The sequence below is a fragment of the Sphingomonas sp. SRI_018 genome (assembly GCF_057586275.1).
Map to the genome: position 1 here is coordinate 208,709 of NZ_JBYCZO010000003.1, position 19,531 is coordinate 228,239.

General features: G+C 66.1%; 17 protein-coding genes. 7 read left to right on the forward strand and 10 right to left on the reverse strand.

All coding sequences use genetic code 11. The features are described from left to right. Positions 1–7: 7 nt before the first annotated feature. From uvrB to AC2YHA_RS16500, 3 genes are all read right to left on the reverse strand, one after another. Complete coding sequence (uvrB, locus tag AC2YHA_RS16490) at positions 8–2,197, reverse strand: excinuclease ABC subunit UvrB (protein ID WP_487402475.1); 2,190 nt, start codon at positions 2,195–2,197, stop codon at positions 8–10. A gap of 68 nt (positions 2,198–2,265) precedes the next feature. Then, positions 2,266–2,688, reverse strand: a complete 423-nt coding sequence (locus tag AC2YHA_RS16495) for a hypothetical protein (protein WP_487402476.1) — start codon at positions 2,686–2,688, stop codon at positions 2,266–2,268. Next, on the reverse strand, positions 2,675–3,697 hold the full coding sequence (locus tag AC2YHA_RS16500) for a DNA/RNA non-specific endonuclease (protein ID WP_487402477.1): 1,023 nt from the start codon (positions 3,695–3,697) through the stop codon (positions 2,675–2,677). Before AC2YHA_RS16500 ends, AC2YHA_RS16495 begins: the two co-directional genes overlap by 14 nt. 156 nt (positions 3,698–3,853) lie before the next feature. On the opposite strand from AC2YHA_RS16500, the gene AC2YHA_RS16505 reads away from it, so the two are divergent. After that, positions 3,854–4,408 (forward strand): DUF3617 domain-containing protein, encoded by a 555-nt coding sequence (locus AC2YHA_RS16505; RefSeq protein ID WP_233784088.1) that lies wholly within the window; start codon positions 3,854–3,856, stop codon positions 4,406–4,408. 80 nt (positions 4,409–4,488) lie between these two features. Here the strand turns inward: AC2YHA_RS16505 and AC2YHA_RS16510 are convergent, their stop codons facing one another. From AC2YHA_RS16510 to AC2YHA_RS16535, 6 genes are all read right to left on the reverse strand, one after another. Continuing rightward, positions 4,489–4,914, reverse strand: coding sequence for a hypothetical protein (locus AC2YHA_RS16510; protein WP_233784089.1), 426 nt, complete (start codon positions 4,912–4,914; stop codon positions 4,489–4,491). An 83-nt stretch (positions 4,915–4,997) separates the two neighbouring features. Further along, positions 4,998–6,137, reverse strand: a complete 1,140-nt coding sequence (locus tag AC2YHA_RS16515) for an MBL fold metallo-hydrolase (RefSeq protein WP_487402478.1) — start codon at positions 6,135–6,137, stop codon at positions 4,998–5,000. Between the two features lie 3 nt (positions 6,138–6,140). Continuing rightward, a complete protein-coding gene (locus AC2YHA_RS16520; RefSeq protein ID WP_487402479.1) occupies positions 6,141–7,661 on the reverse strand; it encodes a fumarate hydratase in 1,521 nt (506 codons plus the stop codon). Positions 7,662–7,706: 45 nt separating this feature from the next. Beyond that, on the reverse strand, positions 7,707–8,291 hold the full coding sequence (locus AC2YHA_RS16525; protein WP_233784092.1) for a hypothetical protein: 585 nt from the start codon (positions 8,289–8,291) through the stop codon (positions 7,707–7,709). Between the two features lie 297 nt (positions 8,292–8,588). After that, positions 8,589–9,254 carry a glutathione S-transferase family protein gene (locus AC2YHA_RS16530; RefSeq protein WP_487402480.1) on the reverse strand — a complete coding sequence of 222 codons (666 nt, stop codon included), beginning with the start codon at positions 9,252–9,254 and terminating at the stop codon, positions 8,589–8,591. 9 nt (positions 9,255–9,263) lie between these two features. Beyond that, the gene (locus AC2YHA_RS16535; RefSeq protein ID WP_487402481.1) at positions 9,264–9,833 is read right to left on the reverse strand and encodes a dihydrofolate reductase family protein; all 570 of its coding nucleotides are present in this window, start codon (positions 9,831–9,833) and stop codon (positions 9,264–9,266) included. A gap of 98 nt (positions 9,834–9,931) precedes the next feature. On the opposite strand from AC2YHA_RS16535, the gene AC2YHA_RS16540 reads away from it, so the two are divergent. The 5 genes from AC2YHA_RS16540 (at position 9,932) to AC2YHA_RS16560 (ending at position 17,705) form a co-directional block, all read left to right on the forward strand. Beyond that, on the forward strand, positions 9,932–10,429 hold the full coding sequence (locus AC2YHA_RS16540; protein ID WP_487402482.1) for a winged helix-turn-helix transcriptional regulator: 498 nt from the start codon (positions 9,932–9,934) through the stop codon (positions 10,427–10,429). Between the two features lie 272 nt (positions 10,430–10,701). Next, entirely contained in the window at positions 10,702–12,840 is a 2,139-nt protein-coding gene (gene ligA, locus AC2YHA_RS16545; protein ID WP_487402483.1) for an NAD-dependent DNA ligase LigA, read from the forward strand. A 148-nt stretch (positions 12,841–12,988) separates the two neighbouring features. Next, positions 12,989–15,571 (forward strand): TonB-dependent receptor, encoded by a 2,583-nt coding sequence (locus AC2YHA_RS16550; protein ID WP_487402484.1) that lies wholly within the window; start codon positions 12,989–12,991, stop codon positions 15,569–15,571. A 115-nt stretch (positions 15,572–15,686) separates the two neighbouring features. Next, positions 15,687–16,781 (forward strand): sensor histidine kinase, encoded by a 1,095-nt coding sequence (locus AC2YHA_RS16555; protein ID WP_233784098.1) that lies wholly within the window; start codon positions 15,687–15,689, stop codon positions 16,779–16,781. A 123-nt stretch (positions 16,782–16,904) separates the two neighbouring features. Continuing rightward, the gene (locus tag AC2YHA_RS16560) at positions 16,905–17,705 is read left to right on the forward strand and encodes a LytR/AlgR family response regulator transcription factor (protein ID WP_233784099.1); all 801 of its coding nucleotides are present in this window, start codon (positions 16,905–16,907) and stop codon (positions 17,703–17,705) included. A gap of 136 nt (positions 17,706–17,841) precedes the next feature. Here the strand turns inward: AC2YHA_RS16560 and AC2YHA_RS16565 are convergent, their stop codons facing one another. Beyond that, the gene (locus AC2YHA_RS16565) at positions 17,842–18,327 is read right to left on the reverse strand and encodes an Lrp/AsnC family transcriptional regulator (RefSeq protein ID WP_487402485.1); all 486 of its coding nucleotides are present in this window, start codon (positions 18,325–18,327) and stop codon (positions 17,842–17,844) included. A gap of 104 nt (positions 18,328–18,431) precedes the next feature. On the opposite strand from AC2YHA_RS16565, the gene AC2YHA_RS16570 reads away from it, so the two are divergent. After that, the gene (locus AC2YHA_RS16570; protein ID WP_487402486.1) at positions 18,432–19,403 is read left to right on the forward strand and encodes a DMT family transporter; all 972 of its coding nucleotides are present in this window, start codon (positions 18,432–18,434) and stop codon (positions 19,401–19,403) included. Positions 19,404–19,531 lie beyond the last annotated feature (128 nt).

The window sequence follows — 19,531 nt, forward strand, 5'->3', positions numbered from 1 at the left end:
AAGGAGGTCAGTGCCGCCGCCCGCCGAACTTCCGCTGCACCTTCCCGTAGCGCGTCTTGCGCGTCCCCGGCTTGCCTTCGGTCGAGCGCCCCATCACCGGCGCTTTGTGCTCGCCCGCGGGCAGGCCCAGTTCCTCGTTCTCGAGCTGCCGGATCTCGTCGCGCAACCGCGCCGCCGTCTCGAACTCGAGGTTCGCGGCGGCATCGCGCATCTTCTTCTCGAGCTCCTCGATGTACGCGCGCAGGTTGTGGCCGACCATGTGCGGCCGGTCGGCGTCGATCTCGACCGTCACCTGATCCTTCGACGCGACATGCGCAATGATGTCGCCGATCGACTTGCGCACCGTCTCCGGCGTGATGCCGTGCTCGGCATTGTACGCCATCTGCTTCTCCCGGCGCCGGTTGGTCTCGTTCAGCGCGCGCTCCATACTGCCGGTGACGCGATCGGCGTAGAGGATCACGCGTCCGTCGACGTTGCGCGCTGCGCGGCCGATCGTCTGGATGAGCGAGGTCTCCGAGCGCAGGAACCCCTCCTTGTCGGCATCGAGGATCGCGACCAGCCCGCATTCCGGGATGTCGAGCCCCTCGCGCAGCAGGTTGATGCCGACCAGCACGTCGTACACCCCCATGCGGAGGTCGCGGATCAGTTCGATCCGCTCCAGCGTCTCGGTGTCCGAATGCATGTAGCGGACCTTGAGCCCGGCCTCGTGCATATATTCGGTCAGGTCCTCGGCCATGCGCTTGGTGAGCGTCGTCACCAGCGTGCGATAGCCGAGTTCGGCGGTCTTGCGGCACTCCTGGATCAGGTCCTGCACCTGCTCCTCGACCGGCCGGATCTCGACCGGCGGATCGATCAGGCCGGTCGGGCGGATCACCTGTTCGGCGAACACGCCGCCGGTCCGCTCCATCTCCCAGTCGCCCGGCGTCGCCGAGACATAGGTGGTCTGCGGGCGCATCGCGTCCCATTCGTTGAAGCGGAGCGGCCGGTTGTCGATCGCGCTCGGCAGGCGGAAACCATATTCGGCCAGCGTGATCTTGCGGCGATGATCGCCGCGCGACATGCCGTTGATCTGGCCGATCGTCTGGTGGCTCTCGTCGACGAACAGCAGCGCGTTCTCGGGCAGATATTCGAACAACGTCGGCGGCGGCTCGCCGGGCAGGCGGCCGGTGAGGAAGCGGCTGTAATTCTCGATCCCCGCGCAGGAGCCCGTCGCGGCGATCATCTCCAGGTCGAAATTGGTGCGCTGCTCCAGCCGCTGCAGCTCGAGCAGCTTGCCCTCCGCCTCCAGCTCCTTCAACCGCTCGGCGAGCTCGTGACGGATGCCCTCCATCGCCTGCTTGAGCGTCGGCCCCGGCGTCACATAGTGGCTGTTCGCATAGACCCGGACGTAATCGAGGCTCGCGACCTTCTTCCCCGTCAGCGGATCGAACTCGACGATCTCCTCGATGTCGTCGCCGAAGAAGCTCACCCGCCAGGCGGTGTCTTCATAGTGCGACGGGAAGATCTCCAGGCTGTCGCCGCGCACGCGGAAATTGCCGCGCGCGAACGCCGCATCGTTACGCTTGTACTGGAGCGCGACCAGCTTGCGGATGATCTCGCGCTGATCGACGGTCTGGCCCTTCTTGAGGTCGAAGATCATCGCCGAATAGGTCTCGACCGATCCGATGCCGTAGAGGCAGCTGACCGACGCGACGATGATCACGTCGTCGCGCTCCAACAGCGCGCGCGTCGCCGAATGCCGCATCCGATCGATCGCCTCATTCACCGAGCTTTCCTTCTCGATGTAGGTGTCCGACCGCGGCACATAGGCCTCGGGCTGGTAATAGTCGTAGTAGCTGACGAAATATTCGACCGCGTTGTTCGGGAAGAAGCTCTTGAACTCGCCGTAGAGCTGCGCCGCTAGGATCTTGTTGGGCGCCAGCACCAGCGCCGGACGCTGCAGCGCCTCGATCACCTTGGCCATGGTGAAGGTCTTGCCCGAGCCGGTGACGCCGAGCAGCACCTGGTCGCGCTCCCCCGCCTCAGCCGCCTCGACCAGCTCGCGGATCGCCTGCGGCTGATCGCCCGAGGGCGAATAGTCGGAGACGAGCTCGAACCGTTTCCCGCCCTCCGCCTTGGGCGGCCGCTCGGGCCGGTGCGGCACGAAGCTCTGCCCGGTCTCGGGCTCGTCGAGGGTGGTGCGGATCTGGATGGCCATGGGGACGATATAGGGCGACGATGTTCGGCGGCAATCGACAGATCAGTAGGACCGCACGCGCCGGCCGCTCACTCCTTCAGCTCGAAGAAATCATCCGGGATCGGCGGATAAATCACCGGCTTGTCGCCATAGCGCGCCTTCAACATCGCCTCGCGGCGGTCATGAATATCGCGCAGCACATCGACTTCGTCAGGAAATTTGAAGCGTACGTCGAACTTGCCGCCTTCAATCTCATATTCCATTACAGCCCAGCGCTTGTCAGTATCCTCGGCATACCAGGCATCGAAGATAAGATCGCAAAGACGCGATTCGCCAATTTCGAAATCGCGTACGACGCTACCTTCGTCCTTATACACGCTTGGCCGGACCCATCCCTCGCCTATTTCGACGTAGAGGAATGTCCCGTTGGGATTCCCACCAACGATCTCAGCCAGTTCAGCGCCTATGTCCGCGAACATCGGCCCGAGGATCTCATATTTATCTTTTGCCATTGGATCGCCGTTCCGCCTCGTTCGGGAATTCCTGAAACCGCCTCTTACCGTCGACGTACCAGGTGATGCGGATTCGATCCGGCCGCGTCGAGAAGTCTGTATAATGAGGCACGATGTCGACGAAGACGCGGTGCTTGTTCTGCAGTTCCCTTGCCCAGTCGTTTTCAAGAGCGCGATAGCCGCCGCGGTTGAAATTCCTATCCTGGGCAAAGTGGTTGAACTTGTCGCTAGGGCCATTGAAGCGAACAGCGATGTAATGACCGCCATCGTCGCCCCGGCGGCGATCCTGACCGCCAGCTTGCGCCTGATTGTACCGCGATCGTTGCCCCCGAGCGTCAAGTGACAATTCTCCTCTAATCCGCCGTGTCCGCACGATCGGGTCGATCTGGAAATCATAGCCGTTCTTCCTTACTGCTCGCCAATTCGTATCGAGCAATTGGCTTGCCAGCGTCGGCGGACGGGCGGGATCGGGCGGCAACCGCCTGCCGTGCGTGTCCGCGTAATAGAACAGCGCTAGGGTCTTGTTTTTGGCCTCCCGGCCGGCGTCCAGAAACGCCTGATGCGGTAGCTTGATCAGCTGACCGACGCGCAGCGGCCGATCGGCACGGATGCCATTCAGCCAAGCCAGATCCGCAACGGTGACCCCTTTCCGCTTCGCGGCGATACTCGTCAGCGTCTCCCCACGCCGCACCACATGGATCGAGTGATTGCGCGGGTTAAGGGGATCGCGCGGATTTAAAGCAGCCCATACCTGAGGCGCTGCCCTTGTGCTCGACCGCGACGAAGCGGCCGCTCGATCACCCGCACCCGGCTGGTCATCCGTCAGAGACGCCCCGTTTCCCTCGCCGACGTAGATGCCCCCTCCGGCGAAGGTGAACCGCCCGTCCTCAGGATCGTGCCAATGGTTATATTTTCTCTCGACCCGCCAGGTTCGCCGGCCGGTACGCAGATATGTCTCGAAACTTGCTGCAGGAATTCTGGTCCGCTCGCCAGTGGCGCCGCCGCGCATCCGTTCCGCCTCCCCCGTCAAGATCGATTCGGTAGCAGAACATTAAGAACAAATCAAGAACAAATATCCGCACCTGATCTCCCTTGAGTTGTCATACATCCTCGCTAAGCTCCTGAACCGGGAGGGGGCATCCAAGCCTGAACAGGGAGTATGCCAATGAAGCGTGCCATCATTCTCGCGGTGCTTCCGCTCGCCGCGTGCAATCAGGGGCCGTCGGTCTCCGCGACCAACGCCACTGCCGAGGAAGTCGCGGCCAAGGTCGATGCGGCCGGCGGCGGCGCGATGATGTCGCCGGGGCAGTGGCAGGGCACGGTCGCGATCAGCGACGTGAAGGTGCCGGGAATGCCCGCCGCGGCGGCCGAACAGGTCAAGGCGTCGATGAGCAAGGCGCAGAGCTTCACCACCTGCCTCACCGCCGAGGACGCCAAGCAGCCCAAGGGCAATTTCTTCGGCGGCGACCAGAGCGGCCAGTGCAAGTACGACCACTTCACCATGTCGGGCGGCAACATCGATGCGGTCCAGACCTGCACGGTCGCCGGCGTCCAGCGCAAGATGACGATGAAGGGCAACTACAGCCCCGATTCCTACAAGATCGCGGTCACCTCCACCGGCCAGGGCGGCGGCGGCAATCCGATGGGCAACATGGAAATGACCATGACCATGGAGGCCAAGCGCACCGGCGAATGCACCGCCGCCCCCAAAGCAGGCTGAAGCGGACATCACCTTTCCGCAGTTCGAGCGGCGCCGGTCCCATCGGCCGGCGCCGCGACTGTTTCGCCGGGCGAACGGCGCTAGAGAATCCGCCGGTAGGCGATCCGCTGCATCACCCAGCCGATCGCAGCGGCGGCGAGCGCGACGATCAGGCTGGTCGCGACCGCGCTCACGATCCGGTAGGTGAAGGTCGCCGCGTCGTTCGCTGGGGCGCCGAACATCCCGAACCCCCAGGTCTGGCCGGCGCTGAACAGCACCAGCGCGATTCCGCCGCCTGTCGCCGCGGCGGTCCATGGGCCGCGGCGGCCGGCGATGTGGAGCGCCACCCACACCGGCCCCGCGACCGCGACGATCGCCAGCATCGAGAACACCGCGCCGACCAGCCAGCCGAGCAGCAGCGCGCCAAGGCCCGCACGTCCGCCCGCCGCGACCAGCGCTGCCGCGACCAGACCGGACAAGGCTCCGCCCGCGCCGAGTGCCAAACCCGCCCGGTCGATCGTCGTCACATAAAAGGCGCTGCTTCCTGCCTCGGGCACACCCCTTCCCCCGGCGCGCTTCCTAACAGGCGCCGGGCGGCGCGCAAACAGGTTCAGCGCAGTGCGCGGACTGCCGGCGTATCGAGGCACCGGAGCAGCGCGTCGCGCGATATCGCCGGTGCGGATGGGCGCGTGGAGAGCGGCGGTATCGTTCGCGGCGCGCCGATCGGCATGGCATGAAAGCCCTCGAGGCCGGCGCAGCGCATCGTGGCGGCGAGCAGCTTCGGCGGCGTGTCCCTTGCCTCGTAGGACAGGCGGAATGTCCCCCAATGCACGCCGATCGCGTTCGCAGCGCCAAGGCGTCGAAACACCTCCACCGCATCGACCGGCCCGATATGGCTTCCCGAGGCCATCTGTCCCGCCTCGAAGCGGAACGCGCCGATCGGGATCAGCGCCAGGCGTACCGGCCCCAGCCGCGCCGCGTCGTCCGCCCAGCCGAGATCGCCCGCTCCGGTATCGCCCGCGAAGAACAGGTTGCCGCCCGGCAGCCGCACCACGAAGCTCGACCACAATGCCCGGTTGCGATCAGCGAACCGGCGCGAATCCCAATGATGGCTGCGCGTCACCACCACTTCGACGCCGGGCTTCACCGCCACGCGCCCGCCCCAGTCGAGCGCCTTGGCGGGAAGGCCCATCACCGCATCGTTGCCCAGGCTGGTGACGATGATCGGCCGGTCGCGTTCCCACAGCCGCCGGAGCGTCGCCACGTCGAGATGGTCGTAATGGTTGTGGCTGACGAGGACGAGGTCGATCCTCGGCAGATCCTCGAAGCGGATGCCGGGCGCCGCCACCCGCCGCGGCCCGAAGCCCAGCGGCCCGACCGTGTCGCTCCACACCGGATCGGTGAGGATGTTGAGTCCTTCCGCCTGCACGAGCACGGTCGCATGGCCGACCCAGGTCGCGACCATCGACCTTCCCTCGACCCGAGGAGCGGGTTTCGAAGGGGCGATCGCAACGCGCGAAGGCCAGGCCGGCCGATCATCGCGGGTCAAGTAGCGCAGCGCAAATCCCGGTCCCGGCCGCACATCGTCCGCGCCATCGGGATTGAAGAACCGCTCTCCGTCGAAATGCCCGGTCGCCGGTCCACGATAATAGATGTGGTCAAGGAAGCGGGGGACGATCGTGATCGCCAGGCAGGCCGCAACGACCAGCCACAGCACCGTGCCCGCGAGAAACCCGGCCAGGCGGCGCATGGCTCACGCCTTCTCCAGCAGCTTCTCCTTCGCGATCCTCTCCCGCCATACCAGCGGCGCGAGCTGGTGGACGTTGGCGCCCGTCGAATCCACCGCCACCGTCACCGGGAAATCCTGCACCTCGAACTCGTAGATCGCCTCCATGCCGAGGTCCTCGAAGCCGACCACCTTGCTGCCCTTGATCGCGCGCGCAACGAGATAGGCGGCGCCGCCCACCGCCATCAGATAGGCCGACTGATGGTCGCGGATCGCCTCCACCGCCGCCGGTCCGCGCTCGGCCTTGCCGACCATCGCCAGCAGGCCCTGCTCCAGCATCATGCGGGTGAACTTGTCCATGCGCGTCGCGGTGGTCGGGCCGGCCGGGCCGACCACTTCCTCGCCCACCGGATCGACCGGCCCGACATAGTAGATCACGCGGCCGCGGAACTCGACCGGCAGGTCCTCGCCGCGGTCGAGCATGTCCTTGATCCGCTTATGCGCCGCGTCGCGCCCGGTCAGCATCTTGCCGCTCAGGAGCAGCCGGTCGCCCTGCTTCCAGCCCTTCACCACCTCCGGCGTCAGCGTGTCGAGGTCGACCCGCTTGGCCGCGCTGTCCGGTGCCCAGTCGACCTTGGGCCATTCGTCGAGCTTCGGCGCTTCCAGATAGGCCGGCCCCGATCCGTCGAGCACGAAATGCGCATGGCGGGTGGCGGCGCAATTGGGGATCATCGCCACCGGCTTCGACGCAGCGTGGGTCGGCCAGTCGAGGATCTTGACGTCGAGGATGGTTGACAGCCCGCCCAGTCCCTGCGCGCCGATGCCGAGCGCGTTGACCTTGTCATAGAGCTCGATCCTGAGCGCCTCGATATCGTTCTGGGGCCCGCGCGCCTTGAGCTGGCTCATGTCGATCGCGCCCATCAGGCTTTCCTTGGCGAGCAGCATCGCCTTCTCGGCCGTCCCGCCGATGCCGATGCCGAGCATCCCCGGCGGGCACCAGCCGGCGCCCATCTGCGGCACCGTCTCCAGCACCCAGTCGACGATCGAATCCGACGGGTTCATCATCTTGAACTTGGACTTGTTCTCGCTGCCCCCGCCCTTGGCCGCGACGTCGACCGACACCTTCGCGCCCGGCACCATCTCGACGTGGAGCACCGACGGCGTGTTGTCGCGCGTATTGCGGCGGGTGAAGGCCGGATCGGCGAGGATCGAGGCCCTGAGCTTGTTCTCCGGGTGGAGGTAGGCGCGGCGCACGCCTTCGTCGATCACCTCCTGCAGGCTCTGGTCGCCGTCCAGCCGGCAGTCCTGCCCCCATTTGACGAACACGGTGACGATGCCGGTGTCCTGGCAGATCGGCCGATGCCCCTCGGCGCACATCCGCGAGTTGGTCAGGATTTGGGCGATCGCATCCTTGGCGGCGGGCGACTGCTCGGCCTCATAGGCCGCGCCCAGCGCGCGGATGTAATCCATCGGGTGATAGTAGCTGATGAACTGGAGCGCGTCGGCGACGCTCTCGATCAGGTCGGCGGGCTTGATGGTGACGGTCATGGCGGAGCCGCCACTAAGGCCCGCGCTCGGATGCCGCAACGTCTCTCACTCGGTCGCCAGCGTGAAATACTCGATCCCGTAATAGACCAGCTGATAGCCGAGCGCCGCCAGCGCCAGTACGAGCTGCGCCTGCTTGTCCTTCAGCCACGCGCCGAGCCCGGCCACCGCCAGCATCACCGCGATGTGCATCGGATACAGCCACCCCAGCGCATGCCAGCGCGACGCGCCCTTCAGCGAGGTGTCGGCGAGGTCCATCAGCGTCATCAGCGCGATCAGCCCGAAGAACCAGGCCCGCCGCTCGAGCAGATAACCCTCGTAGCTGCCGTATTCCTGCACGTCCTCCGGGAACAGCAGCGCCGAAAGCATGAAGAAGCACGAGCAATAGGCGATCACGAACAGATAGGACCCGAACGTCCAGCGCGCGACCTCGGCCAGGCGGAACTCCCACCACCAGAAGGTGACGATCGAAACGAGCGTCCACACCACCCAGCTCATGTGGATCCACGACCACCGGTATCGCTTAGGATGCACGATGATCGCCGCGACGCCCTTCAACAGCGTGGTGATGCCGAGCCCCAGGATGATGCTCATCACCACCCGGATGTGCAGGTAGAGCTGGTCGGTCCCCATCGTGCCGCGCTCCCAAGGCCTTGGCGCGCGATCCTGCCGCATTTGGAGCCGGCTTTCCACCGGAGGCGGGTCGAGTTTTGTTCACGCGAAGGCGCGAAGGCGCGAAGAGAAGAAGAATTGGTTCACGCAGAGACGCAGAGGACGCAGAGATTACGTCGCCCGCCGCGCGCTCAGCCGCGCCAGCGGCCTTCATGCTTGTGGCTTACCGCAGGTTGAAAGGTCTCGCTGACGCGAGACGGGGACTACAGGCGAGGCACCTCTGCGTCCTCCGCGTCTCTGCGTGAACCAAAATCAAGCTCAGTCCCGCCCCTCCGGCGCGCCGAGCGGGAACATGTGCCGATAGGGTCGCGCCTCGTCGAGCACCCGGGCATAGCTCGGCCGCGCGAGCAGCCGCGCGCGATAGGCGCGCAGATTGGCGAACCGCTCCGGAATCGGATGGGTCCAGTCGGCGTAGAGCAGCGCCGGCGCCGCCGCGCAGTCGGCGAGGCTGAACTGCCCGGCCGCGGCCCATTCCCGCCCTGCCAGCCAGCCGTCGAGCCATGCGTAGGAAGTGTCGAGCATCGCCCGCGCCTCGCGCACGCCGCGCTCGTCGTGCTCGCCGTCGCGCAGGAAATCGAACACAACCTTGCCCTGCGGTGTCATCACGTAGTTGTCGAAGAAGCGGTCAAGCATCCTGACCTCGATCGCCGCATCGGGATCCTCCGGGATCAGTCGCGCCGGCTGCGGATGATGGACGTCGAGATATTCGATGATGACGGTCGCCTCCGCGATCATCCGCTCGCCGACGGTGATGATCGGGAAGCGCCCGATCGGCCACAGCGCCGCGAACGCGCTCGCCGCCGGCTCGCTGCCGTCGAGCATCACGAACTCGAACGGCACGCCCTTCTCGTAGAAGGCGGTGAGCGCCTTGTGGCAGTAGGAAGACAAAGGGTGTGCGTAGAGCCTGATCGCCGGTTCGGTCATCGTCCCCTCCTATCGTGTGCGGGCATAGCGCAGGATCACCGATCCGGTATCGAGCGTACGGTTTTCGATCAGCGCCAGCTCCTGCCGCGCGTGCTCGCCCTCGAACAACCGGCGTCCGGCGCCCCACAGCACCGGCACGATCATCATCATGATCTCGTCGACCACGTCGGCCTCGATCAGCGCACCGATCAGCCCCTTGCCGCCGAAGGCGAAGATGTCGCCGTCGACCTCGGCCTTGAGCCGCGCGATCGTCGGCGCGATCCCGTCCTGGGCCAGCGCGGCGTTCCAGCCCGGATCGCCAGTGAGGGTGCGCGAGAACACCGTCTTCGGCAGCGCGTTCATCGTCCCCGCATAGCTGATGCTTGCGGCGACGCTGGTCGGATCGGTCTCCGCCTGGCTCCAGAAATCACGCATGAATTCGAAATTGGTGCGCCCGTAGACGAGGTGCTTCGCCCGCGAGAGCGCATGGAGCGACCAGTGCCGCTCGACGTCGTCGGACCAGGCCGGCCCTTCGAAGCCGCTCTCGGGCTCTATGTATCCGTCCAGGCTCGTGAACACCGACACCACCAGCTTGCCCATCTCGACCTCCTCACATTAACCGCTTGCGTATTGCAACCGGTATCGAGTCGATAATCTGACCGCTTGTATAATGCAAGCGGTTTCTCCATATTCCCGGAATGAGCGAAACGATCCGATCCGGCTGCCCGATTAACCTGACGCTGGAGGCGCTCGGCGACCGCTGGAGCCTGATCGTCATCCGCGACATCATGTTCGGAAACCGCCGCCACTTCCGCGACCTGCTTACCCATTCCGAGGAGCGGATCGCCTCCAACATCCTCGCCGACCGGCTCAAGAAGCTGGATGCCTGGGGCTTCATCACCCGCGCGCCCGATCCCACCCACAGCCAGCGCAGCACGTTGAGTCTCACGGAGAAGGCGATCCAGCTCGTCCCCGTGCTGGTGATGATGGGCGCCTGGGGCCGCCGCCACACGCCGGTCACCCGCGAGCTGTCGGTCCGCGCGCAGCTGCTGGAGGAAGGCGGCCCGCCGCTCTGGGAGGATTTCATGGCAGAGCTGCGCCACGTCCATCTCGGCACGCCGCTGCCGCCGGGACATGAGAGCGTGGGGGCACGGTTGCAGGCTGCCTATGAGGCGGCGCTCGCAGAAGTAGAATAGTTCACGCGAAGGCGCGAAGGCGCGAAGAAGAAAAAGGAAGAAGAGGTTCGCGCGGAGACGCGGAGACGCGGAGGAACGTCGCCTGCCGCACGCTCAGCCGCGCCAGCGGCCTTCATGGTTGGTGCTCGCCACAGGTTGAAAGGTCTCGCCGACGCGAGACGGGTGCCGCAAGCAAGACACCTCCGCGTCTCCGCGTCTCCGCGCGAACCAAAAAAGCCTTCTCACCCCGGCCCGGGTTCAACTCCGCCGCATCTTGCCGTAGCGAGAAACGCATGGACGCGCTCCCCACCACCGAGGCCGAGGCCGCCGCCGAGCTCGAGCGGCTTGCCACCGAGATCGCCCACCACAACCGCCTCTACCACACCGACGACGCGCCCGAGATCAGCGACGGCGAATTCGACGCGCTCGTCCGCCGCAACGCCGCGATCGAGGCGGCCTTCCCCGCGCTTGTCCGTGCCGATTCGCCGTCGAAGCAGGTCGGCGCCGCGCCCGCCGGGAATCTCGCCAAGGTGCCGCACGCGCGGCCGATGTTCAGCCTCGACAATGCCTTCGACGACGCCGACGTCTTCGAGTTCCTCGCCCGCATCCGCCGCTTCCTCAGCCTGGCCGAGGACACGCCCATCGCCCTCACCGCCGAGCCCAAGATCGACGGCCTGTCCTGCTCGCTGCGCTATGAGAACCGCCGCCTCGTCCGTGCGCTCACCCGTGGCGACGGCACCATCGGCGAGGACGTGACTCCCAATGCGCTGACGATCGGGGACATCCCCCGCGAGCTCCCCGCCGGCGCCCCCGACGTGTTCGAGGTACGCGGCGAGGTCTATATGGCAAAGGACGATTTCGCCGCGCTCAACGCCCGCCTGCTCGCCGAGGCCACCGAGGCCGGCGATCCCGAGAAGGCTCGCCAGTTCGCCAACCCGCGCAACGCCGCCGCCGGCTCGCTCCGCCAGAAGGACGCGGCGGTCACCGCCTCCCGCCCCTTGTGCTTCCTCGCCTGGGGCTGGGGTGAGGCGAGCGCACTCCCGGCCGATACCCAGGCCGGCATGGTCGCCGCGATCCGGGGCTGGGGCTTCCCCGTCGCCGCGGCATTCAAACGCTGCGACACCGTCGAGGAGGCGCTCGCCGTCTACCGTGCGATCGAGCACGAGCGCGCCGACTTTCCCTTCGATATCGACGGCGTGGTCTACAAGGTCGACCGGCTCGACTGGCAGACCCGGCTCGGCAGCGTCGGCCGCGCCCCGCGCTGGGGGCTGGCGCACAAATTCCCCGCCCAGCGCGCCGAGACCACGCTGGAACGGATCGACATCCAGGTCGGCCGCACCGGCAAGCTCACGCCCGTCGCGCGCCTGAAGCCGGTGACGGTCGGCGGCGTCGTCGTCACCAACGCGACGCTGCACAACGCCGACGAGATCGCCCGCCTCGGCGTCCGCCCCGGCGACCGCGTCGTGCTCCAGCGCGCCGGCGACGTCATCCCGCAAATCGTCGAGAACCTCACTCGCGACGAACCGCGCGAGCCGTGGACCTTCCCCACCCACTGCCCGCAATGCCGGTCCGACGCGGTGCGCGAGGAAGGCGAGGTCGACATCCGCTGCACCGGCGGGCTGATCTGCCCGGCGCAGCGGCTGGAGCGGCTGCGCCATTTCGTCAGCCGCGGCGCGCTCGACATCGAGGGGCTGGGCGAGAAGAGCCTGCAGGAATTCCTCGACCTCGGCTGGATCGCCGAGCCGGCCGACATCTACCGCCTCGCCGCGCATCGCGACGAATTGCTCGGCCGCGAGGGCTGGAAGGACAAGTCGGTCGACAATCTGCTCGCCGCGATCGAGGCGAAGCGCAGCCCCGATCCGGTGCGGCTGCTGTTCGGCCTCGGCATCCGCCACATCGGCAGCATCACCGCGCGCGACCTGCTCAAGCGCTACCCGACCTTCCCCGAAATCCGCGCGCTGGCGGACGAGATCATCGCGCTCCGGGACGGCATGGCCCCGGCGCTGGGCGAGACGGAGCAGAAGTTCCACGCGCGCCGCGACAAGGCGATCGCCGAGCATATCGGCGTCGAGAACGTCGGCGCCGCCGTCGGCCACGCCCTCGCCGACTTCTTCCATGAGCCGCACAATCGCGCGGTGTGGGACGACCTGCTCGGCGAGGTGAGCCCGCCCCCGTTCGTCCTCGACGTGCGCGAGTCGGAGGTCGCCGGCAAGACCGTGGTCTTCACCGGCACCCTCGAGACGCTGAGCCGCGACGAGGCCAAGGCCCAGGCGGAGGCGCTGGGCGCGCGCGTGTCGGGATCGGTGTCGGCGAAAACCGATCTGGTGGTGGCCGGTCCCGGCGCCGGCTCGAAGCTCAAGAAGGCTGCCGAGCTAGGCATCCGCGTGGTCGACGAGGCCGGCTGGGCGGCGATCGTCGCCGCGGCCGGGTGATGCCATTTTGCAACGCAACAAAATTACGTTCGGCTTGACATTGCACGACTCGCGGCCAGTCATTTAGGCGTCACAAATGAGGCGCAGGGGGCGCCGCAACGGCGGGGGTCGCCGTGTTCGAGCACACTGGCTCCAAGGGGAAATTTTCATGCGGATGAAGCTGTTTGCCGGCGTGGCGCTTGTCGCGTTCACGCTCCCGGGCATTGCCTATGCCCAGTCGACGGGTTCGGCTGAAGCGGAAGGCGACATCGTCGTCACGGGCTCGCGGCAGGACACCGCGATCAACGGATTCGAGCTCCCGAAGCAGCCCAAGGCGAAGGCCGTCATCACCCAGGAGCTGATCGAGCGCCGTCAGCCCGGCCAGTCGATCCTCGACACCGTCAACCTCGTCCCGGGCGTCAGCTTCACCAACTCCGACGCCTATGGTTCGTCGGGCGGCCAGATCCGTATCCGCGGCTTCGACGGCAATCGCGTCTCGCTGACCTTCGACGGCATCCCGCTCAACGATTCGGGCAATTACGCCATCTATTCGAACCAGCAGCTCGATCCTGAGCTGATCGAGCAGGTCAACGTCAACTTCGGCTCGACGGACGTCGACGCGCCGACCGCCAGCGCGTCAGGCGGCACGATCAACTATCGCTCGATCCTTCCGAAGGATGAGCTCAGCGGCACGGCGGTGTTCAGCCGCGGCAGCGATGATTTCACCCGCGCCTTCGTGCTGCTCCACACCGGCACGCTGACCTCGTTCGGCACCAAGGCCTGGTTCTCGGCATCGACCACGCGCTACGATCAGTTCCGCGGCCCGGGCCGGATCAAGAAGGACCAGTACAACGGCAAGATCTACCAGCCGCTGGGTTCGAACGGCGATTTCATCTCGATCGCCGGCCACTATAACGAGAACCGCAACAACTTCTATTCGAACCCGAACCTCAGCAACCTGCGCACGCAGCTGGGTAATGGCGTCATTCCGCCCCTCAATCCTCCGACTTTCCCGACGTCCAGCGATCCTATCAAGATCGATCTCAGCAATTCCCAGTATGACTCGGTGTTCGACAGCACCAACACGGGTTGGCTGTACGACTATGCCTGCACGCTCAACTCGGCGGCGGCTCCGGTCGGCAACGGCACTGCGCAGAACGACCAGAATTCGTGCAACAACATCTACGCGACGGCAATGAACCCGTCGAACACCGGCAACGTCCGCCTGAACTCGCGCTACACGCTGAGCGACAAGCTGATCCTGACCATCGACGCGGCCTACCAGTACACGAAGGCGAACGGCGGCGGCTCCGCGCTGCTCTCGGAGACCGACTTCACCACGTCGACCCCCAGCGGCGCCTACAACAATCAGTATAATCGCCTCGGCGCGGGCATCGCGTCGGGCGTCGACGTCAACCGCGACGGAGACACGCTGGACAAGGTGCGCGTCTACTTCCCGTCGAACACGCGTACCCAGCGTCTGACCGCAATCGTCGGTCTTCGCTACGAGCTCGACGAGCACAACACGATCCGCCTCGGCTATTCGTGGGACCGCGCCCGCCATCGCCAGACCGGCGAGGCGACGCTCCTCCAGATCAACGGCGTGCCCTATTACAACTTCAACGTTGACGGCACGGGCGAGTACACGGTGGTCGACGCCGCCGGCAATCCGGTCCAGAAGCGCAACCGCCTGTCCTACGCCATCCTGCACCAGGTGTCGGGCGAGTATCGCGGGTCGTTCCTCGACGACAGCCTGAAGGTCGCGCTGGGTGTTCGCGTGCCCTTCTTCCGCCGCAACCTGAACAACTACTGCTGGACGATCGCCGGCAGCTCGAACGACGCCTACTGCACGTCGCAGACGGCGGCACAGGTCCAGGCGCTGGACGTGGCGCTCGACACGCCGACCCGTACGGTCACACTCGGCGCGCCGTACACGGGTCGCATCAAAACCTATAACGCGGTCCTTCCGAACGTCGGCTTCACCTATGACCTGACCCACGAAGTCAGCGTGTTCGGCAGCTACGCCAAGGGCTTCTCGGCGCCGCGCACCGACAATCTCTATGCGTTCGACGACAAGACGAGCGCGCCGACCGACGAGGTGAAGCCGGAGAAGACCGACTCGTTCGACCTCGGCCTGCGCTACACTTCGCGTCTGATCCAGGCACAGGTCGCGGCCTGGTACATCAAGTACAACAACCGCATCATCTCGTCGCTAGTGGAGCTCGAGGGCGGCGGCACGATCAACATCGACCGCAACGTCGGCCGCACCGAGACCAAGGGCGTCGACGCCTCGATCGCGGTGCGTCCGTTCCGCCAGCTGTCGCTGTACGGCATGGTCTCGTACATCGACTCCGAGCTTAAGGAAGACGCAGTCAACCCGTTGACCGGCGCGGTCCTGGCGGCGACCAAGGGCAAGTTCGTGGTCGAGACGCCGAAGTGGCAGTATGGCGGCCGCGCCCAGCTCGACCTCGACCCGGTCTCGATCGGCGTCCAGGCCAAGCACACCGGCGACCGTTACGTCACCGACGTCAACGACCTGGTCACCGCCGGCTACACGGTCGTCGATGCCGACGCCCGCATCGGCCTCGGCTTCGCCGGCCTCGAGCGCACCTTCCTGCAGTTCAACGCGAGCAACCTGCTGAAGGAGCGTTATTTCGGCAACATCAGCACGACGACCGACGCCGCGGGCGGCCCGCGCTTCACCTTCGGGGCGCCGCGCACCTTCACGGGCTCGATCCACTTCGAGTTCTGATCGTCCGCCGAACCGGCATGAAAGGGCCGCCGTTTCCGCAAGGAAGCGGCGGCCTTTTCGCATCCGCCCGACGCCATCTTTGCCTGCCGCGCCGGGATCGCTACAGACAGGCATCGTGAAGCCAGCGATCTTCTCGCGCCCGTTCTTCGAGGACAAGAGCCGCGCCTTCTGGCTGCTGCAGGCAGCGGGGTGGTCGGGCTATCTCTTGCTGCGCACCGTCTCGACCATCTCGAACAACCTGTCGTTCGAGAACATCATCGTCGCGATCATCGAGGCGATCGTCGGCTATTGCATCACGCTGCTGCTCTCGACGCTCTACGGCTACTATCGCCGCCTGCCGCGGGTGACGGAGATCCTGCTGACGCTGGTCACGCTCGCGGTCGCCACCGTCGTCTATGCGGTGATCGACGCCTTCACCTATTCGTTCGTGCGCAGCGCCGAGCCGGGGATCACGATCAGCCTGGTGCTCGGCACCATCTTCTTGAACTTCACCGTGCTCGCCGGCTGGTCGGCGCTCTATTTCGGCATCAACTTCTATCTGATCGTCGAAAAGCAGATCGACGAGATGCAGCTCCTGGAGACCCAGGCCTCCTCGGCCCAGCTCGCGATGCTGCGCTACCAGCTCAACCCGCACTTCCTGTTCAACACGCTCAACTCGATCTCGACGCTGGTGCTGCTCAAGCAGACGGAGCGTGCCAATGCGATGCTGAGCCGTTTGTCGGCGTTCCTGCGTTACACGCTGATCAACGAGCCGACCGCCCATGTCACCGTCGCGCAGGAGATCGAAACGCTGAAGCTCTACCTCGAAATCGAGAAGATGCGGTTCGAGAACCGCCTGCGCACCTCCTTCGAGGTCGAGCCGCGGGTCGAGAAGGCGCGCCTGCCTTCGCTGCTGCTCCAGCCGCTCGTCGAGAATGCGATCAAATATGCCGTAACGCCGCAGGAGGAGGGCGCCGATATCGGCGTCTCCGCTCGACTCGTCGGCGATAGGGTGCAGATCACCGTATCCGACACCGGCCCGGGCTTGAGCGACGCGCGTCCAAGGCCAAGCCTTTCAACCGGGGTCGGCCTCGCCAATATAAGAGAGCGGCTGGCGCAGGCCTATGGCCCCGACCACCGTTTCGAGACGCGGTCCGTCCCCGGCAAGGGCTTCCGCGTCGAGATCGAAATTCCGTTCCAGATCGAGGAGCCGGTAAGAGAGGCAGCATAAGGGGTCGGACCCACGAACCTCCCTTCCACACGCCGTAGGGAAAGCGGCGGCGGCGGGAAGAGGTCCGGCACCGGGAGAGTCCGCAGGTGGGGGCAGTCACGTTTATTTTTTGAGTGAGGCAGCATGACCATCCGCACCATCCTCGTCGACGACGAACCGCTGGCGATCCAGGGCCTCGAGCTTCGTCTCCAGGAGTTCGACGACGTCGAGATCGTCGCCAAATGCGGCAACGGCCGCGAGGCGATCAGCGCGATCAAGACCCACAAGCCCGACCTCGTCTTCCTCGACATCCAGATGCCGGGCTTCGACGGCTTCTCGGTCGTGCAGGGGCTGATGGAGGTCGAGCCGCCGCTGTTCGTCTTCGTCACCGCCTATTCCGACCACGCGATCCGCGCGTTCGAGGCGCAGGCGGTCGATTATCTTCTGAAGCCGGTCGACGAGGCCCGCCTCGCCGACACGCTCGATCGCGTCCGCCAGCGCCTCAGCGAGAAGCGCGGCGCCGAGGAGGTCGAGAAGCTCAAGGAAGTGCTCGCCGAAGTCGCCCCCGACGCCGCCGAGACCCTGGCCGACGGCACCGAGCAGCCGGCTGCGAGCCGCTTCGAGAAGCTGATCAACATCAAGGACCGCGGCAAGATCTTCCGCGTCGACGTCGACACGATCGAGGTGGTCGAGGCCGCCGGCGATTACATGTGCATCAAGACCGGCGACAACACGCTGATCCTGCGCCAGACGATGAAGGACCTGGAGAAGCGCCTCGACCCGCGCCGCTTCCAGCGCGTCCACCGCTCGACGATCGTCAACCTGGACCTCGTGCGGCAGGTCAAGCCGCACACCAACGGCGAATGCTTCCTGGTGCTGGAATCCGGGGGGCAGGTGAAGGTCAGCCGTTCCTACCGCGACGTGGTCGCGCGGTTCGTGCATTAGGGCGGATCGCTGCCGGCCGCGATCAGCTTCAATCTTCAATATTGTCCTTGTGCTCCTGCGAAGGCAGGAGCCTTGGCCGCAAACGACGCCCCTGCGATCCTCCAACGCTCCTGCCTTCGCAGGAGCACGGAAGGTTTCACGGAATCACCACAGCTGTATCGGCCTTGACCCGGTCGAGCGCGACCAGCGTGCGGTAGCGCTCGACGAAGTCATTCTCGGCGAACAGCCGGCGCGTCAGTGCCTCGTAGGTCCGCATGTCGCGGCTGACGATGACCAGCACGAAGGTCACCCCGCCGGTGACGAAATAGCATTGCTGCACGTCGGGCGTCTCCCGGAACAGCGCCTTGGCGGCGTCGACCGTCGCGGCCCGCTCGTCGCGGAGGTGCACCTCGACCACGGCGGTGATCGCCAGGCCCACGGCATCCGGATCGACGACGGCGACGTTCCGCGCGATGACGCCGGCGTCCTCCAGCGCCGCGATCCGGCGCTGCACTGCCGCAGCGGACAGGTTCACCGCCTCCGCGATCACCCGTTGCGGCGTCTTGTTGTCGCGCTGGACGATGCGGAGGATCGCTCGGTCGAACGCGTCCAGCCCGCGGGCATGAGAGGGTTTGCTGGGCATTTCCGCGAGTTTTTGTTGCATTTCACCCCTGAATCAAGAGCGCACACCCCGCTCCGGCGATGATAAAACCCGCGCCTCATCACAGGAAAGCGCGGACAGACATCATGACCTCTGCCCTTCGAAAGGAGGCCGGCAGCAACGCGACGGCCCTTGGAATCCTGTGCGGAATGGGCGCGGGCGCCCTGTGGGGGCTGGTATTCCTCGCGCCCGCATTGGCGGGCCGATTCAGCCCGCTCCAGCTCACCATCGGCCGCTATCTCTGTTACGGCCTGATCTCCGCCGTCCTTGTCGCACCACGCTGGCGATCGCTCGTCCCGCGGATCGGGCGCGAGGGATGGCTAGCGCTCGGCTGGCTCACGCTCGCCGGCAACACGCTCTACTATATCCTGCTCTCGAGCGCCGTGCAGATGGGCGGCATCGCCATGACCTCGCTCGTCATCGGCTTCCTGCCGGTGGCAGTGACCATCATCGGCAGCCGGGACCGGGGGGCGGTTCCCCTGAACCGGCTCGTCCCTTCGCTCCTGCTTTCAGCCGGCGGCGCGATCTGCATCGGCTGGCAAGCCGTGGCGGAGGCGCCGGTCGGGTCCTCGACCGCGCAGGCTATCGGCCTGATCTGCGCGATCGGCGCGCTCATATCTTGGACCAGCTACGCGGTCGGAAACAGCCGCTGGCTCGCCCGCCTTCCCGACGTTTCCGCCCACGACTGGAGCCTGCTGACCGGCGTCGTCACCGGCGCCCAGAGCGTCGCCCTGGTCCCGATCGCCCTGCTGCTCGGCACGGCTCGGCACGATGCGGGCGACTGGGCCCAGCTCGCCGGCGTATCGATCGGGGTGGCGGTGCTCGCCTCGATCGCCGGCAATGCGTTGTGGAACCGGATGAGCCGGCTGCTGCCGCTGACGCTGGTGGGCCAGATGATCCTGTTCGAGACGCTGTTCGCCCTCGTCTACGGGTTCGTCTGGGAGCAGCGCCTTCCGACGGGGCTGGAGATGGCGGCCTTCGCCCTGGTCGTCCTCAGCGTTCTGTCCTGCATGGCGGCGCACCGGAGGCCGGCTGAAGCCGTTCCGGCGGTGGCTTAGGCTTGGATCGGCCTTCCTTCTTCGTCACCCCGGACTTGTTCCGGGGTCCACCCAACCTCACGGGCTGGGTTGGAGCCTCCTGCTCAGCCCTTGCCTCCCGGTGGACCCCGGCCCAAGGCCGGGGTGAC